Below are 23,860 nucleotides of genomic sequence, written 5' to 3'. Positions count from 1 at the left end.
TGTCGCATGCTGAGCAAGGGCACAGCAGGCGCATCCGCGATATTTTTTCCACAAGGCAACATAATCGCTACTTGCCGTCCGCTTGCGGCGGCGCCAGCATGTCCGCGCGGGGGCGGTCCCAGCCCGGCACGTAGGCGGGACACGGCCGGTTGCGGAACTGCTGCAGTTCGACAGTCGTGAAATTGGGCAGCATGCCGGGGTTGAAACGCACGTCCGTCAGCTTGTCCGCATTCAACCTGGGCATGCGGGCAAAGCGGAACCAGGCGTCGACATAGCAATTGTCTTCCTGCAAGGCGCGCAAGGCGGCCAGGCTGCCTTCCGCCTTGGCCGACACGGCGATGCCGGGCGCCAATTGCTGGCCTTGCTTACCCGTTTCCACCAGGCCGGCCGGGCAGGCGGCGGGGGCCAGCGACTCCGGCAGCAGGCTCAGCGTGCCGCGTCGCAGGGTGTACACGTCCGTCTTGCTGTCGAGCGAGACATAGATCCAGCACAGCGGATTGCTGGGAAACGCCGTCATCGCCACATCCCACACGCGCGTGCCGGGATCGAGGCGCTGCACGGCCGCCTCGATGCGCGCGCGGCCGAGGGCCGAGGCCACGCCCTGCGTGCCGATGAACGTGGCGGCCAGCGCGAAGGCCAGCAGCAACGGTCCACGTCCCCGCTCGCCGGCCCGGCCTTGCAGCACGACCAGGATCACGCCCAGCCCCAGCAGCATGGCCAGCGAAGCCGGCGCCAGGTAGGTTTTATAGGTGAAGAAACACAGGGCCGCCGCCAGCCCCGCCAGCAGCACGCTTTTGACGATGCCGTAGTGCAAGGACATGATCACGGGCACGCCCAGCAGTACCCAGAACATGGGCTCGACAATGAAGACCATGTCGCCATACAGCCAGCGGCTGTCAAACGGGTAAAACGGGTGCAAGCCATAGGAATTGAGGAAATCCATGCCCATGTGCAAACAGAATCCCAGCAACAGGCAAGCCGCCAGGCCGATGCGGGCGGGCACGCTGCTTTTCAGCAACCGGCGCGCACCGGGCCATAGCAGCCACAACAGGGCCAGCAACAGCAGCGCCTGGGGCAAGGCCAGCAGCAAGGTATGCGTGTGGCCCCGGTGGTGCAGCATGTAGCCGAACGGGCGCGGCAGCAGCTTGGTCAGCACCAGGTCCAGGTCCGGCGCGTTGCTGGCAAACCAGGCCGAAAATAAAAACAGCGCGCGCCGGGTGCGCTGGGCGGGGACCTGCGGCTCGGGCGGCAGGCTGCGGTGTACCAGTTCGCCGACCCCGAGGCCGATGACCGAATGCGTAATATTATCCATCGGGCAATTTTACAGGACGCCCGCCCCCGCGTGCGCGTGCGCTACAGCTTTTCCAGCTCCGGCCCGCGCATGCCGACCAGCAAGGCGCGCCCGTCCGGCATCACGCGGAACTCGCCATAACGGGCTTTTTCCCAGCGCGCCGCCTCGCCTTCCTTGAAGAACCAGGCATCGCTGACCAGCACCCAGTTCCCATCCTTCGGCGTCAGCTCGAGCAGGAATTCGCCGGGCGCAAGGGCTTCCCTGGTGTACGGGCGCAGCAGTTCCGCCACGCCGCGCGCATCGCGCGTGGCCACGACGAGGGGCCGGCCAGGCGCCCGTTCCACGCTGGCCAGCGTGCTCAGGACGCCAAGGTTGACGAAATTGAGGCGCATGTAGTCGCCCTGCATCAGCGAGCGGGGATCGACGGGTTCCAGCGCCACGAAGATCGCTTGTCCTTTGGCAATCAGCTGCTCTTTTTGCCAGATGCCGCCATTAGCGACCAGCAACACCAGCAGCAAGCCGCCCAGCACGCCCAGGCGCGCGGCGCGGTGTTCGGTGGCCACGCCCGCCGGTTTGCTTTCCACCAGGTGCAGCACGGCGCCGCGCATGGCCAGCCACGACAGGGCGCACAGCACGGCGCCAGCCACGGCCAGCAACGCCGCCTTGCTGGCCAGCGGCCAGGCCAGCTGATAATAAAAGCTGCCGAGTATCCATGCGGCGGCCAGCGCGGCCGCCACGGCCACGCGCGAGCGCCCGCTCGTCAGGCAATACGCGAGGATCAGCAGCACGGGCCCCAGCGCCGGCATGAACCAGGACAGCACGACCAGCACCAGCGCCACGCCGATGGCGGGCAACTGGCGCAACGCCGGCCAGCGCCATCCCGTCCAGGCGGCAGCCGCCATGGCCAGCACGAGCGACACCCCATTCAAGGCTTGCGCATACCAGGCGCCGGCCTGGTGCAGGGTCACTTCGCGCGCCACTTCGCCGGCAAAACCACCGCCCAAGGCGCCGCCCAGCATGAAGGTCATGCCGGACCAGAAGACCAGTCCCAGCAAGATTGCCAGGACCCACCCCGTCGACAGCGATTCCAGGAAGGCGGCGACGGACGCGCCGCGGCCATCGTTGAAGGCTTGCTTCTGCAGCCAGTGGGCGCCCAGCCAGAGGGCCAGGGCCAGCATCCAGGCCAGATACAGTTGCGTGGGGTCGTTTTCGAAAATAAAGTCGCGCGTGCTATCGACGATACCCAGCCCCAGCAAGCCGCAGGCGACCAGCCCCAGCAGCACCCGCAGCCAGTCGCGCGGCAAGGCGGCGGCCACCACCAAGCATGCCAGGCACAGCAGCAGCGACGCCGTCTGCGTGGAATAGTCGCGGTACAGGGCATAACCGAGCAAGCCGCCGCCCACCAGCAGGCATGGCACGGCCAGCTGTTCGACGAACAGCGCCACGCCGCGCGTGCGGATCAGCAGCACGGCCGCCACCAGCACGATGGCGGCGACGACATACGCGCCGGGTCCGTGGCGCACGACGCTTTCCAGGCCCACGCCCAGCGCAATCATCAGGGGAATGGCGGCCAGCCAGGCGCCGAAGGCCGTCATCAGCACCAGCGGCCACGGCCGTACATCCTGCACGGGACGGGTGGCGTTGGGCGGCAGCAGGCCGGCGCGCGTGGCGTCGTCGATCAGGGTGGCGAGCGCATCGGCTCGTTGACCATGGATAGTGTTCATGCCGCCTCCCGGCGCGTGCGCCACAGGATGCCTTGCACGGTCAGCGCCAGCAGCACGGCGGCCAGCAAGCCCAGCATGGCCAGCGCGCCGACGCCATCGCCATGGCCGTTGAACAGCACGTGCGTCAGCCCTCCCACCAGCAAGGTGTTGATACCGAGCGCGACGGCGCTCAGGCCGAACACATCAAAGAACCGGCCGGTGGCCAGCAGGACGCCGGCGACGGCCAGCAAGCCCAGTCCCGCCCAGTACGGCGATTCGATATCATTGCCGAACAGGGCGCTGACGCCCGTGCCCGTGATAAGGATGGTGGCCAGTACCAGGCCCAGGCGCAAGGCCCAGCTGCCCGCGCCCGTCCAGCGCGCCAGCAGAGGCGAGACAAACGCACAGGCAAGCAGCACGACCAGCCAGCCGCTGACGAAAATGGACAGATCGGCCGAATCGATGCGCCAGCTGTGGCGCGCCTGCGCCTGCATCCACAGGGTGGCAGCCGTCGACAGTATCAGCATCCATGGCGTCCACAGCACGTCGCTGCGGGCGACCAGGCACAGGGGCAAGGCCAGCACGGCCCACAGGGCGAACAGCTGCCACGGGTCGGCGCCCGTCTGGTACGTCTGGCCGAAATACGCAAACAGGCCGCCGATGGCCAGCAAAGCCAGCAGCAGCAAGGGCACGCGCGCCTTGGGCACGGCGAAGGCGCCCACGCAGGCGGCGGCCAGCACCCCTTGCAGCAGGGCAAAGCGGCCCATGCGGCCCAGCTCTTCCCAGTTGGCGGCGACCCAGCAGATCAAGCCCATGCCCAGCAGTGCGGCGCCCAGCACGGCCACGCCGCGCGGCAGCCAGTAGGCCAGGCGCGCGGGTTCGCGCTGAAAGCCGGCCACTTCCTGCAACTGCCGGGTTTGTAGGGCATCGAGCGCATGGTCCGAGGCGAGTTGGTACACGGCGAGGCGTAAATCCATCGTCTGCTTTCTTTGTCAGGAAATTGGGGGAGTCAGGTCAGCGCTCGACGCTCACGCCGCGCCAGAAGGCGACGTGGCCGGCAATTTGCTTGGCGGCATCCTTGGGCTGGGGGTAATACCAGGCCGCGTTGGCATTCGTCTGGCCATCGACGACGAGGTCGTAATAGCTGGCCGTGCCCTTCCACGGGCAGATGCTCGTGTGGCTGCTGGGACGCAGGTATTCCTGCGTCACCGACGATAAAGGAAAATATACATTGTTTTCAACGACTTGCACCTGCGCATCGGTGGCTTGCGCGATGACAGCGCCATTCCAGCTGGCTGTTGGCATTTGACTATCCTCCTTCTGCGCCGAGTGTAGCGCAAAAAGTCTGCCATGGCGCGCGCCATTGGCGCCCCGCTCAAGCGCCGGCGATGATCTGGCGCAAGGCTTGCTCGAACACTTCAGGCGGCTGCCCCCCGGAAATCAGGTGGCGCTCGTTGATGATGATGGCAGGCACCGAGTTGATACCGTTCTGCTGGTAGAACTGTTCCTGCGCGCGCACCTCGTCCGCGTAGGCGTTCGATGCCAGCACCTCGGCCGCTTTCACGCTATCGAGCCCCACCTTGCCGGCCACGGCCAGCAGCACCGCATGCGAGGATGGATCCTGTCCCTGCGTGAAATAGGCATCGAACAGCGCCATCTTGAGTTGCTTCTGACGCCCTTCCAGCCCGGCCCAGTGCAGCAAACGGTGCGCATCGAAGGTGTTGTAGATGCGGCCGCGCTTGTCCATGGCAAAGGTAAAGCCCAGCTGCTCGCCGCGCGCGCGGATGGCTTCGCGGGACTGCGCCATCTGTTCCGGGGTGGAACCATATTTGCGGGCAATGTGTTCGCCGATATCCTCGCCTTCGGGCGGCATATTGGCGTTCAACTCGAAAGGCTGGAAGTGGAGGTCGGCCTGGACGGTGTCTTGCAGCTTGTCCAGCGCCTGCTCCAGCGATTTCAGGCCGACCACGCACCAGGGGCAGGAAACGTCGGAAACGAAATCGATACGGATGGGAGTGGGTATAGCGGAGGAGATGGAGTCAGTCATGGTGGGCAGCCTTTGCGCGAGTCGGTGGCGGCCGCACCGCGCGGCGCCGCAAGCACAGCATATGCGTGCGGGCCGCGGGAAATCAAGCGCTTACTTCTTCTTGACGGTCGCCTTGGCCGCATCCTTCTTGCCGCCGATCTTGCTTTCCTTACCGGAGAGCAAGTTCGCGATGTTCTGGCTGTGGCGATAAGCCAGCAGCACGCTCATGACGATGACGGACAGCAAGATGGGATCGACGCCGAACAGCAAGCCATAGTAAAACGGCGCGAACAGGGCCGCCACCAGCGCTGCCAGCGAGGAATAGCGGAAGGCATAGGCGATGATCAGCCAGGTAGCCAGGGTCGCCAGGCCCAGCCATGGATTGATGCCCAGCAGCACACCGAGGGCCGTGGCCACGCCCTTGCCGCCGACAAAGCGGAAGAACACGGGCCACAAATGGCCGAGGAAAACGGCGATGGCCACCAGGGCCACGGCCGTGTCGCCCACGCCCAGCGCAGTGGCAAAATGGTCGGCCAGGAACACGGCCAGCCAGCCCTTGGCGCCATCGCCCAGCAGGGTCATGATGGCGGCGCCCTTGTTGCCGCTGCGCAGCACGTTGGTGGCGCCCGGATTTTTCGAGCCATAGGTGCGCGGATCGGCAATGCCGTAGACCTTGCTCATCACCACGGCAAACGATATCGAGCCGAGCAAGTAAGCGGCCACTGTCATTGCCACGGTTGTGATTACTGGATTCATTTCTTCCCTTTATTGTGTTTATTACACCAGCATCGAGGCTGGCGCAGCAGAATATACACCATGGCCGATGCCCGGTAACAGCCCGTCGTCCATTTCATTAATCCTGCAGGGCGCACTGCACCGGCTTGGCTTGCAATAAATCAACGAGCACCTGCGGCGCCAGCGAGACGAGGAAGCCGCGCCGCCCGCCATTGATATAGATGCGTTCAAGCGCCAGGATCGATTGCTCCACGTACACGGGCATGGCCTTTTTCGTGCCGAACGGCGACGTGCCGCCGATCATGTAGCCCGAATGGCGCTGCGCCACCTCGGGCTTGCACGGCTCGACGGACTTGCAGCCGATGGCGCGCGCCAGGTTCTTGGTCGAGACCTTGCAATCGCCATGCATGAGCACGATCATCGGCTTGGCCGCCTCATCCTGCATCACCAGGGTCTTGATCACCGCATGCTCGGGCACGTTCAATTCGCGCGCCGAGACGCTGGTGCCGCCGTGCTCCTCGTACGGATACGGGTGTTCATCGAAGGAAACTTGATGCTTGCGCAGCAACTGCGTCGCCTGGGTCTCGGAAATATGCTCTTTTTTAGCCATGCGTGATACGCTGATCGTTCAGTGAGGAGTGCTAATTATGCAGGAAGAAATCCGCTTTGCCACATTCAATGTCTGCAACCTGGCCCCCGCCGGGGCGAAATTGTATGACAACCTGGAACCGTTGAGCCCGGCGCAATACGCGGCCAAGGCGGAGTGGACGGCGCGGCAGATCGACCTGCTCGACGCCGACGTGATCGGTTTCCAGGAAATTTTCTCGCAAGCGGCCTTGCGCGACGTACTGTCGCGCACGCGCCATTACCGCGAAGCCACCTTGGCCGGCTACGATGCGATGGATGCCGCCGGACGCATATTGCCCACGGTGGCGCTGGTGTCGCGCCTGCCGCTGGCCGGCGCTGGTGTTGCCTGGGCGAATTTCCCTGCCGGCGTGAGCGTGCCTGCCGACAGCCATGTCCAAGATGACAATGCCTGCCGCTTCGCCCGCGCGCCCCTGCACGTCCAGGTCATCTTGCCTGGCGGACAACTCACGGACGTGGTCGTCGTGCATTTAAAATCACGCCGGCCCGACTACCGCCATGGCGACGGCAACGATGCCATCGCCTACGCGCTGGCCAACCTGCGCTCGCTGCAGCGGCGCGGCGCGGAAGCCGTGGCCCTGCGCGTGCTGGCAAGCGAACTGGGCCACAGCGGCCGCCCCCGCATCGTGCTGGGCGACTTCAACGACATCGCCAATGCCGTCACCACGGCCATCGTCATGGGGGCGGGCGGGCCGTGCGAACCACATGGCGACATGCCGGAAATGCGCGCGCGCCTGTACGACGCCAATGCCATCCAACTGCGCCAGGATGCCCTGCGCCACGTGGGCTACACGAATATCCACGACAGCACCTACATGACGATCGACCACATCCTTGTATCCGAACATTTCCACGCCGCCTCGCCGCGCGCCATCGGCGTGGTGCAGGAAGTGGGTTATCTCAACGACCATTTGCTGCTGGGCTTGCCGCATGCATCCGACCATGGCCAAGTGCTGGCACGCATCAAGCTGCTGGGAAATATCCACTAATGCAGCAACCTCGCCAGCGCGCTGCCCTCGACTTGCGCGCTGGCATAGCGGCCCTGGTATTGCTGGCAGCCCTGCCCCCGCAGATACGCCAGCTGCTGCGCCGTTTCCACGCCTTCGGCAATCACCGTCAATTGCAGCGCGCGCGCCATGGCGATGATGGTGGCGGCGACGACCGTGTCGGACTCGCCTGCCGCGCCGTTCGCGGCGGCGGGCAGGAACGATGGATCGATCTTGAGTTTATCCACCGGGTAATGGCGCAGATTGGCCAGGCGCGAATAGCCGGTGCCGAAGTCATCGATGGCCAGCCTGGCGCCCAGCGCGCGCAGCTGCGCCAGCACCCCGGCAAGGCGGGCGCCGCCCTTCATCAGCAAGGACTCTGTCACTTCCAGTTCCAGGCAGCCGGCAGGCAAACCCGACGCGGTCAGTGCCTCTTGTACGCCAAGCAATAAATTATTGTGCAGGCATTGCGCCGGCGACAGATTCACAGCCACGTGCCAGGCATGGCCCGCATCGTGCCAGGCACGCGCGCGCAGGCACGCGTGGCGCAGCACCCAGTTGCCAATCGACACCATCAAGCCGCATTCCTCGGCCACGGCGATGAAGCGCTCGGGCGGCAGCACACCCAGTTGCGGGTGGCGCCAGCGCAGCAGCGCCTCGGCGCCAACGATCTGCCCGCTGGCAACATCGAGCGCGGGCTGGAACTCCAGCACGAATTCATTGCGTCCCAGCGCTTCGCGCAAGCCCTGCTCCAGGCTGGCCCGCTCGACGATTTGCGCATTCATCTCGGCATTGAAAAACTGGAAATTGTTGCGCCCGCTTTCCTTGGCATGGTACATCGCGATGTCGGCGTTATGCACGAGGGTATCGATGCTGTCGCCATCGCTGGGAAAGATGGCCACGCCGATCGAGGTCGACACATGCAGTTCGTATTCGCCCAGCTGGTACACCTGCGTCACGGCATGCAGCAGGCTGGACGCCACATGGGCCACCTGGTCGATGCCGCCCACCTCGGCCAGGATGATGACGAACTCGTCGCCGCCATGCCGGCTGACCGTATCGACGCCGCGCACGCAGCGCACCAGGCGCCGCGCCACTTCCTTGAGCAGCAAGTCCCCCACGTGGTGGCCCATGCTGTCATTGATGTGCTTGAAATGATCGAGATCCAGGTACAGGATGGCCAGCATGCTCAGCTTGCGCCGCGCGGCCGCCAGGGCCAGCGACAGCCGGTCCAGCAGCAGCACCCGGTTCGGCAAGTCGGTAAGGAAATCGTGCTCGGCCAGGTGGCGCGTGTGCTCCTCGTTTTTCTTGCGCTCGCTGATATCGCTGAGAATGGCCAGGTAATTGCTCAATTGCCCTTGCGAGTCGCGGATGGCCGTCAGCGACAGCCAGGCCGGGTAGCGCCCGTCCGCCTTGCGCTGGCCCATGATATCGCCTTGCCAATAGCCATTCGCGTCGACCTCGTCCCACACGTGATCGAAAAACGCCGGCGCATCCGGCTCCACGCCGTGCAGGACGAAGGGCTTGCCCAGCATGTCGTCCAGGCTGTAGCCGCTGATCTCGCTGTACGCGGGATTCATGCTGACGACCCGCTGCTGCGGGTCCATCACGACGATGGCGACACTTGCATGCTCGATGACCTGCATCGACAGGTACAGGGCCCGCTCGGCCAGTTTGCGCGAGGAAATATCGCGGATCACGGCGTAAAACAGATAAGTGTGGTCGAGCGTGACGGAAGTGAGCAGCACTTCGCCCCAGAACAGCTCGCCGCTGCACGTCTGATAGCGCCAGTCAAAGCGGCAATTGCCGTCGGCGTGGGCCTGCGCAGCCAGTTGCGTGCCGCTCAACGATGACAATTCGCCATCGGGCTGGCGCAAGGGCGAAAAGTCGCTGAGGCGGCGCCCCAGCAGGCGTTGCCGGTCTTCACATTGAAACAGGGCAATGGCGGCCGGATTCGCCTCGGCGATATGCTCGTCGCGCAGCAGCAGGATGGCATCGGCGGATTTCTGGTACAGCTGGCGGAAATTGTCGCCCATCAGCAACAAGGCGCCCTGCGCGGCGCCATCCTGGCCGTTGGCCGTGATGTCGACATCGATGCAGACTACTTGCCGCACTCTTCCGGATTGCATGACAGGAAACACGGTGGAACAGATGCAGCGCGGCGCGGCCCCATCGGCATCCAGCTTCCACAGGCGCGTGCTGCGCGCCTTGCCGCTCTCCCACACGGCCGCCAATTCACCGGCAACCTCCTCGGCCACGGTGGCGGCGTCCGGCAGCGAAGCGGCCACCCTGGCCCACGGCTGGCCCAGCGCCAGCTCCGCCGTCACGCCATACAGGCGCGCCGCGCCAAAGCTCCAGTAGCGCACGATGCCATCGCGGTCGATGCCGCGCACGGCCAGGCCGGGCGCCTGTTCGACGGCGGCAACAATGATGGACAGCAAATCGAGCGCCTTGCCGGCCGGCCCCGCCTGCGGTTCGGCAGCGGCCAGCAAACGGCCCGGCGACGGGGCGGCTCCGACAATCCGATCAGACATCAGGCCCCCCGTGGCGCGGCAGCGCGGCAACCGGCGGGCGGATGGCCTGTCCGGTGGCGCAACCATCCCGACCATTCTTGCGCGCCCGCGAATCGGCTTCTTGAGGATGCGCAAGCATCGTGACGCGCACCGCGGGCATGCCGGCAGTGGTTCCGGTCGCCGTTTTTTGCATTCCAGCCCCGATTTTGTGCAATCTGTCGCACGGCGATGGCGGCCAGACTTGAATCTTCCTAAAGTGGCAACATGCGCATCGCCGTGAACGGCCGCAGCGGCAGGCGTGCTGCCTGCGGCCGCCACGGTGATGCGCTACCCGAATTCTCCCGGCCAGCGACAGGCCGGGTCCGCACCGAGACCTGGCGCCGAACCCCTGCGCCGCTCCTGACTAAAAAACCTATGAAAAACGAGACCCTGCCCCCCGCCTCCCCCCTTGCCGCCACGCGCCGCCGGCGCTGGCGCACCCCCGTGCTGATCCTGGTCGTGCTGGCCCTGGCCGGCGGCGGCTGGACGGTGATGCAATCGAAGCAGCAAGCCGCCAAGGCTGCCGAACTGCAAGCGAGCAAGAAGAAGGAACAGGACAAGACGCCCGTGCATGAACTGGCGCAGGGCGACGTGGCCGCCATCGATGCGCGCGCGCTGGCAATCAGCCTGCCCCTGTCCGGCTCGCTGGCGCCCTTGACCCAGGCCACCATCAAGGCCAAGGTTTCCGGCGTGATCCAGGAAACGACCTTGCAGGAAGGCCAGCATGTGGCGAATGGGCAAATCCTCGTGCGCCTGGATGCGGCCGACCAGCGCGCCCGCCTGACGCAGCAGCAAGCCATGCTCGACGAAGCGCAGGCGCGCCTGTCGATGGCAAGCAAAAACGAGGCCAATAGCCAGGCCTTGCTCAAGCAAAAGTACATTTCCCAAACGGCCTACGACACGACGCAAAACTCCGTCGACCTGGCGCGCGCCAGCGTCAAATCCGCCGCTGCCATGGTCGACATCGCCCGCATCGCGCTGGCCGACACGGTGATTCGCGCGCCCATGGCCGGCATCGTCAGCAAGCGCCACCTGCAGGCCGGCGAAAAAGTCTCCCCCGACATGCCGGTCTACACCATCGTCAACCTGGCGCAGCTGACCCTGGAAGCGCCCGTGCCCAGCGCGGAAATCCCCCGCATCAAGCTGGGCCAGGATGTGCACTTCAAGGTCGACGGCTTCGGCGCGCGCGACTTTGCCGGCAAGGTCACGCGCATCAACCCCACCACCGAGAGCGGCTCGCGCGCCATGCTCGTCTACATCGCCGTCGACAATGGGGATGGCGCGCTGCGCGGCGGCATGTTCGCCAAGGGCAGCATCGTCACCGAGCGCTCGTCCGTGGCGCCGCTGGTGCCATTGACGGCCGTGCGCAATGAAAAGCAGGGGCCCGTCGTGTATGCGCTGGTGAACAACAAGGTGGTCGCCCAGCCCGTCACGCTGGGACTGCGCAACGAGGATGAAGGCTATGCGGAAGTGACGTCCGGCCTGGTGCCGGGCGCGAAAGTCATCATCGCCAGGCTCGATGGCGTCAAGCCGGGCCACAGCGTGACCTTCGCCGCACCGACTGCCGCCCCTGCCGCGCCGGCAGCCGTGCTGGCACGGAAGGACTGAGCCATGTGGATGACCAAAGTCAGTATTCAAAATCCCGTCTTCGCCACCATGGTCATGGTGGCGCTGGTGGTGCTGGGCATCTTCTCCTACCGTGGCCTGGGCGTGGAAAGCATGCCCAGCGTGCAGTTCCCATTTGCCGCCATTGAAGTGAACTACCCGGGCGCCTCGCCCGAAGCCGTGGAAAACGACATCACGCGCCCCATCGAGGACGCCGTCAACACCGTCAGCGGCATCAAGACCATCCGCGCCAACTCATGGGAAGGACGCGCCGGCGTCTACCTGGAATTCGAGCTGTCGACGAACATGGACAAGGCCATGCAGGACTTGCGCGACAAGGTGGCCCTGGTGCGCCCGCGCTTCCCGAAAGAAGCCAAGGACCCGTTCATCGCCCGCGCCGAAGGCGACAACGAACGCCCCATCGCCACCATCGTGCTGACCTCGACCGGGCATGACCTGCGCTCGCTGTCGACCATGACGGAACAGATCATCAGCAAGCGTTTCCAGGGAGTGGCCGGCGTCGGGCAAGTCAAGCTGCGCGGCTTGCGCGCGCGCCAGATCCTCATCAGCATGAAACCGATCGAACTCAATGCCCAGGGCATCGGCGTCGATGAAGTGATCCGCGCCATCCAGGCGACGAATACCAATTTGCCGGCCGGCTCGATCAGCCATGGCGCGGCCGAACAGCTGGTGCGCGTGGAAGGCAAGATCAAGGATGCGCGCGAATTCGGCAAGATCATCGTCGCGCGCCGCGCCATCGGCCCCGTCTACCTGGACCAGGTGGCCACCGTGGTCGACGGCGAACAGGAAGAACTGTCGATCTCGCGCATGAACGGCCAGCAAGCCGTGACCATGGAAATCACCAAGGTGCAGGATGCCAACGTGGTCGAAGTGGGCACCGGCATCCTGAAAGTGGCGGCGGACCTGCAAAAGACGCTGCCGCCCGATATCAAGCTGCGCGTGCTGGACGACGAATCGGAACGCGTGCAAAGCCAGCTCAATAACGTCAAGCGCACCATCATCGAAGGCGCCGTGCTGACCATGGTGATCGTCTTCCTGTTCCTGCACTCGTGGCGCTCGACCATCATCACGGGATTGACCTTGCCGATCTCCGTGCTGGCCAGCTTCATCGCCATGAAGGCCTTCGGCTTTACCCTGAACTTTTTGACCCTGATGGCGCTGTCCTTGTGCATTGGCCTGTTGATCGATGACGCCATCGTCGTGCGCGAAAACATCGTGCGCCACCTGGGCATGGGCAAGAACCACTACAAGGCGGCCAACGACGGCACCAATGAAATCGGCCTGGCCGTGATGGCCACCACGTTCGCCATCGTCGCCGTGTTCGTGCCGGTCGCCTTCATGGACGGCATCATCGGCCGCTTCTTCCTGCAGTTCGGCATCACCGTGGCGGTCGCCGTTCTCGTCTCCCTGTTCGTCAGCTTCACGCTCGACCCCATGTTGTCGTCCGTCTGGCGCGACCCCGTCAAGAACCGCTTCAAGTATGCGCCGTGGCTGGGCCGCTTCATGGCCTGGATCGAGACGGGCATCGACCGCCTGCACGTCTGGTATGGCAAGGTGCTGGCAGTGGCCCTGCGCTGGCGCAAGACCACCCTGGCCACGGCCCTGGCCCTGTTCGCGGGCAGCCTGATGCTCGTGCCGATGATCGGCGGCGAGATGTTCCCCGAGACGGACCAGGGATGGGTCAACCTGCGCTTCAAGACGCCCGTCGGCTCCAGCCTCGAATACACGGACAGCAAAGTGCGCCAGATCGAAACGGCCCTGAAGGAGTTTCCCGAGATCGACAGCCTGGTGGCCAATATCGGCACGCCCGATGGACGCAACGCGGCCGAGGTGAACCTGAAACTGACGGACCTCAAGACGCACAAGCGCCGCTCGCAGCAGGAACTGGAAAAGCTGATCCGCGAGCGCCTGGCGCCGATCGCCGGCATCACCCTGTCAGTCGGCAACCGTCCCATCTTCATCGCCATCCTCGGCACGGATGAAGGCAAGCTCGATGCCGTGGCGCACCGCCTGATGGACAAGATGCGCACCATCAAGGGCCTGGCCGACATGGAGTACAGCCAGGAGGGCGCCAATCCATCGACCACCGTGAAGATCAACAACGAACTGGCCAGCGACCTGGGCTTGTCGGTGCAGCAGATCGGCAATGCCCTGCGGCCTTTTGTTGCGGGCGACACGGTCAGCCACTGGTTAGCCAGCGATGGACAGAACTATGACGTCAACGTCCAGCTGCCGAAATCGGGCCGCCAGAAAGTGGCCGACCTGGCCGACCTGTCGCTGGCGTCCAGCAAGTTTGACGCGAACGGCAAGCCCGTGATGATTCCGCTGCGTCAGGTGGTCGAATTCGTGCCGTCATCGAGCCCGCAAGTGCTGAAACGCCAGGCCTTGCAGCGCCGGGTCGCCATCTATGCGGGCGTGCAGGGCCGCCCTGCCGGCGACGTCGACGCCGACGTGCAGAAAGCCATCAAGTCCATCGACCTGCCGCCCGGCGTGCGCTTCGACGTGGCCGGCAATGCGCAGCAGATGGCCGAAACCATGGGCGGCGCGATGATGGCGCTGGGCATTGCCGTGATCTTCATCTACCTGGTGCTGGCGTCGCAGTTCGGCAGCTTCCTGCAGCCGATCGCCATCATGGTGTCCTTGCCGCTGTCGCTGATCGGCGTGCTGGCCGCCCTGCTGATCACGGGCAGCACCCTGAACATCTTCTCCGTGATTGGCTTCATCATGCTCATGGGCCTGGTCACCAAGAATGCGATCTTGCTGGTCGACTTCACCAACCAGCGCCAGCGCGAAGGCCTGGGACAGTTCGAGGCGCTGATGGAAGCGGGGCAAGTACGTTTGCGCCCCATCCTGATGACGACCCTGGCGATGGTCTTCGGCATGCTGCCGATGGCCATCGGCATGGGCGACGGCGGCGAATCGCAGGCGCCGATGGGCCGCGCCGTCATCGGCGGCGTCATCACCTCGACCTTGCTGACCTTGGTGGTGGTGCCCGTCGCCTACACCTACCTCGATAGCCTGGGCAAGCGCGCGGCGCGCTTCTTTGGCGGCAGCGGCGGCGAGCATGCAGAATCCGCCGACGACGGCAAGGCACACGCCCACTGATAGACCGGTCGCCTTCACCGTCCCCGCATTGGCGGGGACGACGCGGCGGCTTTCTGAAGAGAGCTTCAGTTGACCAAAGCTGCCCCACTGGCTAGACTGTCCCCGTTATCAATGATATGGAGTGACTCGTGGGTGCTTGTTCCAGTGACAGTAGTCGATTGACCATCGGCGATCGGCCTTAGGCAAGACGCGCGCATTCCGCCCGCCCTGCCCATGGCAAGGTGCGGTTATACCAGCGGCGATGTCCATTCGCCGCACTTCCCTCCTCATCGTTCCACCGTTATCGTCTGCTGCCCCCTTTACCGGGCGGTTTCCGCACGCCCTGGCACTCGCCTGTTCCTCCCCAGCCGGGAGAAACTATGGTGGTATTTGACTTTGCGCTGCGCGTTGCCGCGGCATTGACCCTGGGCGCCATGATCGGCGCCGAACGCCAGCTGCGCCAGCGCATGGCGGGCTTGCGCACGAATGCGCTGGTATCCGTCGGCGCCTCGCTGTTCGTGATGGTTTCCGTGCTCGAAGGCGATGCCTCTGGCCACATGCGCATCGCCGCGCAAGTGGTCTCGGGCATCGGCTTCCTTGGCGCCGGCGTCATCATGCGCGAAGGCATGACGGTGCGCGGCCTGAACACGGCCGCCACCCTGTGGTGCTCGGCCGCCATCGGCATCCTGTGCGGCCTGGGCTTCGCGCTGGAGGCGGCCATCGGCACGGGCTTCGTGCTGATCGCCAATCTGGTGCTGCGCCATCTGGCGCAACGCATCAACGCGCATGGGAGCGAAGCGGGCATCGAAACGGAAAGCATCTACCGCGTGACGGCCGTGTGCGAGGCGGAGCAGGAAGTCCAGGTGCGCAAGCTGATGCTGCGCTTGATCAGCGGCATGCCGGCGCTGATGCTGCAATCGCTGCACAGCGAGGATGCCGCGCACGCGGGACGCATCGAAGTGCGCGCCGACCTGCTCACGCCCTTGTCCAGCCTGGGATTGCTGGAGCAGATCGTCAGCCAGGTGAGCCTGGAAGGCAGCGTTTCGGCTGTGCGCTGGGCGCTGGTAAACAACGCGGAATTTGTCGCCGAGCGGGGGGTATGATGATGAAAAAGTTCTTCCATTGGTTTGCCAGGCAAGCGCCTGTCGTGGCCACCTACCGCCTGACCGTCACCTGCCCCGCGGCGCAAGCCGACCATGTGGTGCGCCTGCTGCTGGCCGAACTCAAGGGCGCAGGTCTGGCGCCGTCGCAGATGCTGCGCAGCTGGGACGACGCCAGGCAGGTGGTGCAACTGATCGCCACGGTGCTGTGCCAGGCCGTGCAGCGCGCCGTGCTGGTACGCTTCGTCAACCGCGCGGGCGCCTGGCCGCAAGTGCGGCAAGTGCGCTGGGAAGGCGTCGCACCGTCAATCTGAGGCGGGCAGGCGCATGATGAACAGGGCGCCGCCTTCCGGACGGTTGCGCGCCTCGATACTGCCGCCATACGCGTGCACGATGGCTTGCGACAGGGCCAGGCCCAGGCCGAAGCCCGGTGCCTCGCCCGCACGCGCCTGGGCGCCCCGGTAAAAGCGCTCGAACAGATGCGGCAAATCGTCCACGCCGATGCCCGGCCCCGCATCCGCCACGCCCACAAACGCCTGTTCGCCATCGCGCACCACACGCACCGTGATGACGCTGTCTGGCGGCGAAAACTTCACGGCGTTATCGAGCAGATTGGCCAGCACCAGGTCCACCGGGCCGGCTGCCACTTTGGCCTGGACGGTCACACTGTCATCGAAGACGATACGGATGCCGCGCTGCGCCGCCGCCTTTTCCAGGCGCTGCGCGGCCGCCCGCACGAGGGGATTGAGGGCGATGGTTTCCACCGCATTGCGCTCCTGGCCCACATCCAGGCGGGTGAGCATCAGCAATTCTTCCACCAGCGTCGTCAGGCGCTGCACTTCATCGAGGCAGGAAGCCAGCGCATCGACATACTCGGGCGCTTCGCGCGGGCGGCGCAAGGTGATTTCAATTTCCGTGCGCAGGCGCGACAGGGGGGAGCGCAATTCGTGCGAGGCGTCGGCCGTGAAGCGGCGCTGCGCATCGTAGCCATGCTCCAGTCGGTCCAGCATGGCGTTCAGGGTATCGACCAGGCGGCCAATTTCGTCCTGCGTGCCGGGATGTGGCAAGCGCTGGTGCAGGCTGGCTTCACCGATCGAATGCGCCTGGTCCACCACATCGTCGATGGCGCCCAATACGCGGCGCGTGAGCATTTCGCCGGCCAAGCCCACGGCCGCCAGCAAGGCCAGCGCCATGGCGGCAAACAGCACCGTGGCCGCGGCCAGCACGTGGTTGGCGTCGTCGAGCGAACCGGCCACCTGCACCGCCAGACCTGCGCCGGACGATGGCACGGGAATCGAGACCATGCGCAGCGGCTCTTCGCCAAACTTGGGCAGGGTCTCGAAGACAGTCTCGCCGGCCGCCAGGCGCGCCAGCAGGGCGGGCGGCGCCGGCAGCTGCGCCGCCTCCAGGTTGCGGCTGCGCGCCAGCACGCGGCCTTCGCCATCGATGATCTGTACCAGGCGGTCCAGGCGCGTCAACGAGGGTTGCGCCAGGCCGGGCGCCACCTCGTGCACCTGCACGGGCTGGCGCGGCGCGGCCGGCAGCATGGCCATTTCCGTCTCGGCCAGCGCCAGCAGGGCCGCATCGAGCTGTCCATGCACGGCGCGCGACAGGCCCCAGTAGCCGGCCAGCGCCGTGCAGGCGACGATGGCGAGGATGACGGCCAGGTGCACCAGCAGCAGGCGCTTGCGAAAGCTAGCCACCGTTGTTTTCCGCCAGGCGGAAGCCGCGCCCGCGCACCGTATGGATCAATGGCGGCAAGCCCGGCGTATCCACTTTTCCCCGCAGGTTGCGCACGTGGACGTCGATCAGGTTGTCGATGCCGATCAGGTCCGCCTGCCATATCTGCTCGGCCAGGCGCGCACGGCTGACCACCTCGCCCGCCTGGCGCAGCAGGATCAGCAGAATCGCGTATTCCTTGGGCGTGAGCACCAGCGGCGCACCGGCCCGTGTCGCCTGGTGGCTGACGGGATCGAGCGTCAAATCGGCCAGCGCCAGCACCAGCGGGCGGCTGATGTCGGAGCGGCGCAGCAGGGCGCGGATGCGCGCCAGCAGCTCCTCGAATTCGAACGGCTTGGTCAGGTAATCGTCGGCGCCCGTGTTCAGGCCCGCCACCCGGTCGGCCGTGGCGTCGCGCGCCGTGAGCATCAGCACGGGCGTCTGGATGCCGCGCGCGCGCAAGTCGCGGCAGAAATCGATGCCCTGCTTGCCCGGCAACATCCAGTCCAGCACGATCGCGTCGTAGTCGACGGCGTAGCTTTCATCCTCGCCTTCCTCGGCGCTATGCGCCACGTCGACGACAAAGCCTTCTTCCTGCAAGCCGCGGGCCAGCAGGCGCGCCGCCTTGCGGTCGTCTTCCACCAGGAGGATTCTCATGCCTGCCTTTCGCGTCGCGCCCTGTTTTCCATGCTGGCATTTTACCGCGCTCCACCGCGCGCGCACCGAACCTGAAGAATGATTCAGGCATTCTTGGGCGCTTCTTCAGGACCATATTGCTATGCTTTTCCGGCGCTGTCATATCTCTGCCCGCGCCCCTTCTGACCGCCCGCCTGGGCACGGCATCCACGCATGCCCCATCACCATCAATAACAAGGAAACACGGGATGAACACGACCACCCGCAACGCCCTGGGCGCCAGCTGCGCCCTCGCTCTCGCCTGTTCGGCCCTGGCCGGCTGCGCCAAACCGACGGCGGCAGCCACGCCGCCCGCCCAATCGAGGCACCTGGACGACGGCAGCATCGCCGTCGACAAGATGTCGCCGCTGCGTCAGCGCCTGCAGGTCGACGCCGTGCAGGAACAGGAGATCGCCACGCAGACGGATGCGCCAGGCAGCATCGAAGCGATGCCGGAAAAACTGGTGAAGATCACGCCGCCGCTGGCCGGACGCATCACGCGTTTGCAGCGCACGCTGGGCGACAGCGTGAAGGCGGGCGACCCGCTGTTCACGCTCGATTCGGCGGAACTGAGCGCCGCCTACGCGGACGACAGCAAGGCGAAGTCCGCCCTGCTGCAGGCGCGCCAGGAACTGGAGCGCCAGAAAACCCTGTTCGAGGCGGAAATCGCCGCGCGCAAGGAGTACGAAGCGGCGCAGGCGGCTTTTGCGCAGGCCGGCAGCGATGCCCAGGCCAGCGCCGACAAGCTGGCCCAGTACGGCGCCGGTACACGCGGTTCGCGCCGCGACTATGTCTTGCGCTCGCCGATCGCCGGCACCGTGATCGCCATGGAAGGCGCCCAGGGCGGCTACTGGAACGATATCAACGCGCCCGTCATGACGGTGGCCGACCTGTCCACCGTGTGGCTGTCGGCCAACGTGGCCGAGAGGGACCTGGCGCAGGTGGCCGTGGGACAAAAGACCAGCATCACCGTCGATGCCTGGCCCGGCAAAACCTTCGAGGGCAAGGTCGCGTATGTGGGCGCCGTGCTCGATCCCGAGACGCGCACGGTGAAAGTGCGCGTGGCCATCGACAACCGCGCCGGCGCCTTCAAGCCGGGCATGTTCGCCCACGCGGGATTCGCCGGCGCTTCCCGCCGCGCCCTCCTCGTGCCGGCGTCGGCCGTGCTGCAAAGCGGGCCATCGACGCGCGTGATGGTGGAGCGCAGCCCGCTGGTGTTCTCGCCGCGCACGGTGGAAGTGGGCGCCAGCCATGGCGGGCAAGTGGAAATCGTCTCGGGCTTGCGCGCGGGCGAACGCATCGTCGTCAAGGAAGGAGTGCTGCTCAATGATTGACCGTTTCATCGCCACCTGCTGCCAGCGGCGCGGCATCGTCTGGCTGGTACTGCTGTTCGTCGCCGTCTACGGCGTCTATTGCTGGAAGCAGCTGCCCATCGAAGCCTACCCAGACATCGCCGACGTCACCTCGCAGATCGTCACGCAGGTGCCGGGCCTGGGCGCCGAGGAAATCGAGCAGCAGATCACCATTCCACTGGAACGCGCCCTGCTCGGCACGCCGGGCATGCACGTGCTGCGCACGCGCAGCCTGTTCGCCCTGTCGCTGATCACGGTGGTGTTCGAGGATGGCAGCGATGGCTACTTCACGCGCGAGCGGCTGCAGGAACGCCTGGCCAGCGTGAACCTGCCGTACGAGGCCAAGCCGGGACTCGATCCCTATACCTCGCCCACGGGCGAGATCTACCGCTACACGCTGGAATCGAAAACACGCTCGCTGCGCGAACTGTCCGAGCTGCAGTTCTGGACGGTGATTCCGCGCCTGCAGCAAGTGCGCGGCGTGGCCGACGTCAGCAATTTCGGCGGCCTGACGACGCAATTCATGCTGGAACTCGATCCCGCAAAACTCGACAGCTACGGCTTCTCGCTGGCGCAGGTCAAGGACGCCATCAACGCCAACAATATCAGCGGCGGCGGCAGCGTCATCGACCGTGGCCAGCAATCGTACGTGGTGCGCGGCGTGGGCTTGCTGCATTCGCTCGACGACATGGGCAACGTCGTCGTCAGCAGCAAGGACGGCGTGCCCGTGCTGGTGAAAGACCTGGGCAAGCTCGCCTATGGCAACGTGGAGCGGCGCGGCATCCTCGGCAAGGACGACAACCCCGACACCATCGAAGGCATCACCCTGCTGCTGAAGGATTTCAACCCGTCCGAGGCGCTGGCCGGCATTCACGCGGCCGTAGACGACCTCAATGCCAACCTGCTGCCGAAAGATGTGAAAGTGGTGCCCTACCTGGACCGCAGCTCGCTGATCGACGCCACCCTGCACACGGTCAGTTATACCTTGGGCGAAGGCATGCTGCTGGTCGCCCTCGTGCTGCTGCTGTATCTGGGCAGCCCGCGCGCAGCCGCCATCGTCGCGCTGACGATCCCGCTGGCCCTGCTGATCGCCTTCATCTTCATGCACCACTTGAAAATTCCCGCCAATTTGCTGTCACTGGGGGCGATCGACTTCGGCATCCTCGTCGACGGTTCCGTGGTGGTGCTGGAAAACATGCTGCGCCGCCGCGAGCGGGAACAGGAACGGCCCCTCTCCCTGCAGGACGCCATCGACGCGACCCTGCAGGTGGCGCGCCCCATCATGTTCGGCATGGCCGTCATCATCGCCGCTTATTTACCCCTGTTCGCCTTCCAGCGCATCGAATACAAGCTGTTTTCACCGATGGCGTATGCGGTGGGCGCGGCGCTGGTGGGCGCGCTGGTGGTGGCCCTGGTGCTGATCCCCGGCCTGGCCTGGCTGGCCTTGCGCAAGCCGCGCCGCACCTTCCATAACCGCGCGCTGGACAAGCTGGCGGCCGCGTACGGCCGCTTCCTCGAGCGCATGGTGGGCAGGAAGCGCTGGGTGGCGATGGTGTGCGCCGCCTCGCTGGCAGGCCTGGCCCTGCTGGGCGGCAGCATCGGACGCGATTTCCTGCCCTATCTCGATGAAGGCTCCCTGTGGCTGCAGGTGCAGATGCCGCCCGGGATCACGCTCGACAAGGCGTCCGACATGGCCAGCGAACTGCGGCGCGCCGCGCTGGAGTTCCCCGAAGTGTCGACCATCGTCACGCAGACGGGACGCAACGACGACGGCACCGATTACTGGACGCCGTCGCACATCGAGGCGAGCGTGGGACTGCATCCATATACCAGCTGGAAATCGGGCATGAGCAAGAAGCAGCTGATCGCGAAAATGAATGAGCGCTTCGCGCGCATGCCCGGCTTTACGGTGGCCTTCATGCAGCCGATGATCGACGGCGTGCAGGATAAATTGTCGGGTGCGCACAGCGACCTGACGGTGAAAATCTTTGGCAACGACCTCGATGAAGTGCGCGCCATCGCCGGCAAGGTGGCGCACGTATTGAAAGGTGTCCCCGGCGCCTCCGACGTGGCCGTGGACGTGGAACCGCCGCTGCCCAACCTGAAGGTGGAACTGGACCGCGCAAAGGCGGCCCGCTACGGCATCAATGCGGCCGACGTGGCCGACCTGATTGCCACCGGCATCGGCAGCGCGCCCATCGGCCAGGTGTACGTGGGCGAGAAAAGCTACGACATCGCCGTGCGCTTCCCGCCCGCCACGCGTTCCGGCCCGGACGCCATCGCCAACCTGAAACTCACGGCGGCGAATGGCGCGAAGATCCCGCTGGCGCAGGTGGCCAGCATCAGCACCACCTCGGGAGAGAGCGTGATCGTGCGCGAAATGGGCCGGCGCCACATCATCGTGCGCCTGAATGCCCGCGGACGCGACCTGGCCAGCTTCCTGGCCGAAGCGCGCCCGCTGGTGGCGCAAGCCGTGGCCGGCGAGCACCAGCGCATCAGCGTCGAATGGGGCGGCCAGTTCGAGAACCTGCAGCGCGCGCAAAGCCGTTTGGCCCTGATCCTGCCGATGACGCTGGGCGCCATGTTCCTGCTGCTATTTGGCCAGTTCCGCAACCTGCGCCAGCCCGCGCTGGTCTTGCTGGCCGTGCCGCTGGCCATGCTCGGTGGCCTGGCCGCGCTGCACCTGCGCGGCATGACCTTGAACGTGTCAAGCGCCGTCGGCTTCATCGCCCTGTTCGGCGTGGCCGTCCTGAACGCCGTGCTGATGCTGGCGCAGATCAACCGCTTGCGCGCCGACGAAGGCCGCAGTTTGCGCGACGCCGTGCTGGAAGGCGCCCGCGACCGCATGCGCCCCGTGCTGATGACGGCCACCGTGGCCGCCCTGGGCTTGACGCCGGCCATGCTGGCCACGGGTCTGGGCAGCGACGTGCAGCGCCCGCTGGCCACCGTCGTGGTGGGCGGTCTGGTGACGGCGACGGCGCTGACCTTGCTGCTGTTGCCGGCCCTGTATTACCTGATCGAGGCGCACGTACACAAACGCCAGACCGATACCGAAGGAGAGACCCATGACACGTTTTAATGTACTGCTGGCGGCCTGGCTGATCGCCCCTTGCGCCATCGCCGCCCCCCTGAGCTTTGAAACCTATTTGTCCGCCGTGGAAAGCCACAGCCTGGAGCTGCAGTCGCAGCAGGAAGGCATCGTCTCGGCCAAGGCCGGCATCGGCATCGCCGGCCTGCGTCCCGATCCCGAATTCACCCTGGGCGCCACGCGCGAAAGCGTGCGCAGCGTCGAACACCGGCCCGTCACGTGGAACCCGGCCATCAGCATGGCCATCGAGACGGGCGGCAAGCGCGCCGCGCGCTTGAAGGCGGCGCACAGCAATGTCGCGCTGGCCGAGGAAACGGTGGCAGGCTTCAAAAGCGAACTGTATGGCACCGCCGCCGCCGCGTTCACGGAAGCGTGCCGCACGCGCGAAGTGGCCGCGCGCAAGGAGCAGACCATGGCGGCCCTGTCCAAGGTAGTCGAGGCGAATACCGTGCGGCGCAAGGCGGGCGACGTGGGCGGCATCGAGCTGCTGCAGTCGCGCGTGGAACGCGACCAGTTCCAGGCCGAGCTGGCGCAGGCGCGCAGCGAGGCGGACAGCGCCATGCTGGCCCTGTCGCCGCCGCTGGGGCGCCAGTTCGATGCGCTGTTTCCGGAGGCGCAGCTGGTATGCGATTTCGCCGCGTTTGAGAACAAGGATGCCGGTGTGCTGGTGCCGCAAGCGCTCGATGCCCGCAGCGACGTGCGCATCGCCCGCGCCACCCTGGACAACCTGCGCGACGGCGCGGCGCTGGTGCGCGCCAACCGCGCCGTCGACCCGACCGTGACGCTGGGCCTGGCCGCCGCGCGCGGCTACCATGATGGCATCGACGCCAGCGGCAATCCCGTCGAAGGCGCTCCCCGCTCCCGTGCGCTGTCCATCTCGCTGGCCATCCCCATTCCCCTGTCGCGGCGCGACAAGGGCGACATCGTACAGGCGGAAGCGGGCGTGACACAGGCGATGCTGGCCCTGCGCCAGGCGGAACTGACAGCGGAAACGCAAGTGCGCACGGCGCAGCGGCAACTGCGGGCGGCGCAGGACAGGCTGGCGCACTACCGTGACGGCGTGCTGGTCGATGCGCAAAAGGTGGTCGATGGCATGCGCCTGTCCTACTTCAGCGGCAATGCCTCGCTGCTGGAATGGCTGGCGGCGCAGCGCTCGGCCGATGAGGCGTACCAGGGCTATGTGCAGGCGCGCGCCGATGCGGCCATCGCCAGCACGCAGCTGCAACTGGCGATCGGCCAGCGGCCGCGCTTGTAGCGGGGAAGGAGAGAACGAGGAGA

18 protein-coding genes are annotated in these 23,860 nt (G+C 65.8%); 8 read left to right on the top strand and 10 right to left on the bottom strand.

Features of this window, described 5'->3' with window-relative positions; translation table 11 throughout:
- Positions 1–67 precede the first annotated feature (67 nt).
- From BLT98_RS12065 to ybaK, 7 genes are all read right to left on the bottom strand, one after another.
- Positions 68–1,312: a metal-dependent hydrolase gene (locus tag BLT98_RS12065; protein ID WP_092607990.1), complete on the bottom strand. Its 1,245-nt coding sequence runs from the start codon at positions 1,310–1,312 to the stop codon at positions 68–70.
- Positions 1,313–1,353: 41 nt separating this feature from the next.
- Positions 1,354–3,015, bottom strand: coding sequence for a GDYXXLXY domain-containing protein (locus BLT98_RS12060; RefSeq protein ID WP_092608685.1), 1,662 nt, complete (start codon positions 3,013–3,015; stop codon positions 1,354–1,356).
- Positions 3,012–3,971, bottom strand: a complete 960-nt coding sequence (locus tag BLT98_RS12055; RefSeq protein ID WP_092607987.1) for a DUF2157 domain-containing protein — start codon at positions 3,969–3,971, stop codon at positions 3,012–3,014. The genes BLT98_RS12060 and BLT98_RS12055 overlap by 4 nt, the downstream gene beginning before the upstream one ends.
- Positions 3,972–4,008: 37 nt before the next feature.
- On the bottom strand, positions 4,009–4,299 hold the full coding sequence (locus tag BLT98_RS12050) for a DUF427 domain-containing protein (RefSeq protein ID WP_034779946.1): 291 nt from the start codon (positions 4,297–4,299) through the stop codon (positions 4,009–4,011).
- Between the two features lie 70 nt (positions 4,300–4,369).
- Complete coding sequence (locus tag BLT98_RS12045) at positions 4,370–5,041, bottom strand: DsbA family oxidoreductase (RefSeq protein WP_092607982.1); 672 nt, start codon at positions 5,039–5,041, stop codon at positions 4,370–4,372.
- A gap of 90 nt (positions 5,042–5,131) precedes the next feature.
- Entirely contained in the window at positions 5,132–5,776 is a 645-nt protein-coding gene (gene plsY / locus BLT98_RS12040) for a glycerol-3-phosphate 1-O-acyltransferase PlsY (RefSeq protein ID WP_230520638.1), read from the bottom strand.
- A 97-nt stretch (positions 5,777–5,873) separates the two neighbouring features.
- Positions 5,874–6,365 (bottom strand): Cys-tRNA(Pro) deacylase, encoded by a 492-nt coding sequence (gene ybaK / locus BLT98_RS12035; RefSeq protein ID WP_034779956.1) that lies wholly within the window; start codon positions 6,363–6,365, stop codon positions 5,874–5,876.
- Between the two features lie 37 nt (positions 6,366–6,402).
- Here ybaK and BLT98_RS12030 point away from each other — a divergent pair, with 37 nt between their 5' ends.
- Positions 6,403–7,389, top strand: a complete 987-nt coding sequence (locus BLT98_RS12030) for an endonuclease/exonuclease/phosphatase family protein (protein ID WP_092607979.1) — start codon at positions 6,403–6,405, stop codon at positions 7,387–7,389.
- Here the strand turns inward: BLT98_RS12030 and BLT98_RS12025 are convergent.
- Entirely contained in the window at positions 7,386–9,920 is a 2,535-nt protein-coding gene (locus tag BLT98_RS12025) for a sensor domain-containing protein (RefSeq protein WP_092608682.1), read from the bottom strand. The genes BLT98_RS12030 and BLT98_RS12025 overlap by 4 nt on opposite strands.
- A 393-nt stretch (positions 9,921–10,313) precedes the next feature.
- Here BLT98_RS12025 and BLT98_RS12020 point away from each other — a divergent pair, with 393 nt between their 5' ends.
- The 4 genes from BLT98_RS12020 to BLT98_RS12005 all read left to right on the top strand — a co-directional run bounded on the left by BLT98_RS12020 (position 10,314) and on the right by BLT98_RS12005 (position 16,062).
- A complete protein-coding gene (locus BLT98_RS12020; protein WP_092607976.1) occupies positions 10,314–11,546 on the top strand; it encodes an efflux RND transporter periplasmic adaptor subunit in 1,233 nt (410 codons plus the stop codon).
- Positions 11,547–11,549: 3 nt separating this feature from the next.
- Complete coding sequence (locus BLT98_RS12015; RefSeq protein WP_092607973.1) at positions 11,550–14,669, top strand: efflux RND transporter permease subunit; 3,120 nt, start codon at positions 11,550–11,552, stop codon at positions 14,667–14,669.
- Positions 14,670–15,028: 359 nt separating this feature from the next.
- Positions 15,029–15,751 (top strand): MgtC/SapB family protein, encoded by a 723-nt coding sequence (locus BLT98_RS12010; RefSeq protein ID WP_034779974.1) that lies wholly within the window; start codon positions 15,029–15,031, stop codon positions 15,749–15,751.
- Positions 15,748–16,062, top strand: a complete 315-nt coding sequence (locus BLT98_RS12005; RefSeq protein ID WP_092607970.1) for a hypothetical protein — start codon at positions 15,748–15,750, stop codon at positions 16,060–16,062. Before BLT98_RS12010 ends, BLT98_RS12005 begins: the two co-directional genes overlap by 4 nt.
- Here BLT98_RS12005 and BLT98_RS12000 read toward each other — a convergent pair.
- Both BLT98_RS12000 and BLT98_RS11995 read right to left on the bottom strand, forming a co-directional pair.
- Positions 16,054–17,451: a sensor histidine kinase gene (locus BLT98_RS12000; RefSeq protein ID WP_092607964.1), complete on the bottom strand. Its 1,398-nt coding sequence runs from the start codon at positions 17,449–17,451 to the stop codon at positions 16,054–16,056. The two genes, BLT98_RS12005 and BLT98_RS12000, sit on opposite strands and share 9 nt — an antisense overlap.
- Positions 17,444–18,124, bottom strand: coding sequence for a response regulator transcription factor (locus tag BLT98_RS11995; RefSeq protein WP_034779983.1), 681 nt, complete (start codon positions 18,122–18,124; stop codon positions 17,444–17,446). The genes BLT98_RS12000 and BLT98_RS11995 overlap by 8 nt, the downstream gene beginning before the upstream one ends.
- A 227-nt stretch (positions 18,125–18,351) precedes the next feature.
- On the opposite strand from BLT98_RS11995, the gene BLT98_RS11990 reads away from it, so the two are divergent.
- The 3 genes from BLT98_RS11990 to BLT98_RS11980 are packed head-to-tail and all read left to right on the top strand — an operon-like array spanning position 18,352 to position 23,837.
- Positions 18,352–19,476, top strand: a complete 1,125-nt coding sequence (locus BLT98_RS11990) for an efflux RND transporter periplasmic adaptor subunit (protein ID WP_092607961.1) — start codon at positions 18,352–18,354, stop codon at positions 19,474–19,476.
- Positions 19,469–22,573 carry an efflux RND transporter permease subunit gene (locus BLT98_RS11985; RefSeq protein WP_092607958.1) on the top strand — a complete coding sequence of 1,035 codons (3,105 nt, stop codon included), beginning with the start codon at positions 19,469–19,471 and terminating at the stop codon, positions 22,571–22,573. The genes BLT98_RS11990 and BLT98_RS11985 overlap by 8 nt, the downstream gene beginning before the upstream one ends.
- Positions 22,560–23,837: a TolC family protein gene (locus BLT98_RS11980; protein ID WP_092607955.1), complete on the top strand. Its 1,278-nt coding sequence runs from the start codon at positions 22,560–22,562 to the stop codon at positions 23,835–23,837. The genes BLT98_RS11985 and BLT98_RS11980 overlap by 14 nt, the downstream gene beginning before the upstream one ends.
- Positions 23,838–23,860: the final 23 nt, after the last annotated feature.

Origin of the sequence: Janthinobacterium sp. YR213 (assembly GCF_900099875.1) — a bacterium.
GTDB lineage: Bacteria > Pseudomonadota > Gammaproteobacteria > Burkholderiales > Burkholderiaceae_D > Janthinobacterium > Janthinobacterium lividum.
This window is presented reverse-complemented; position numbering and strand designations above follow the sequence as displayed.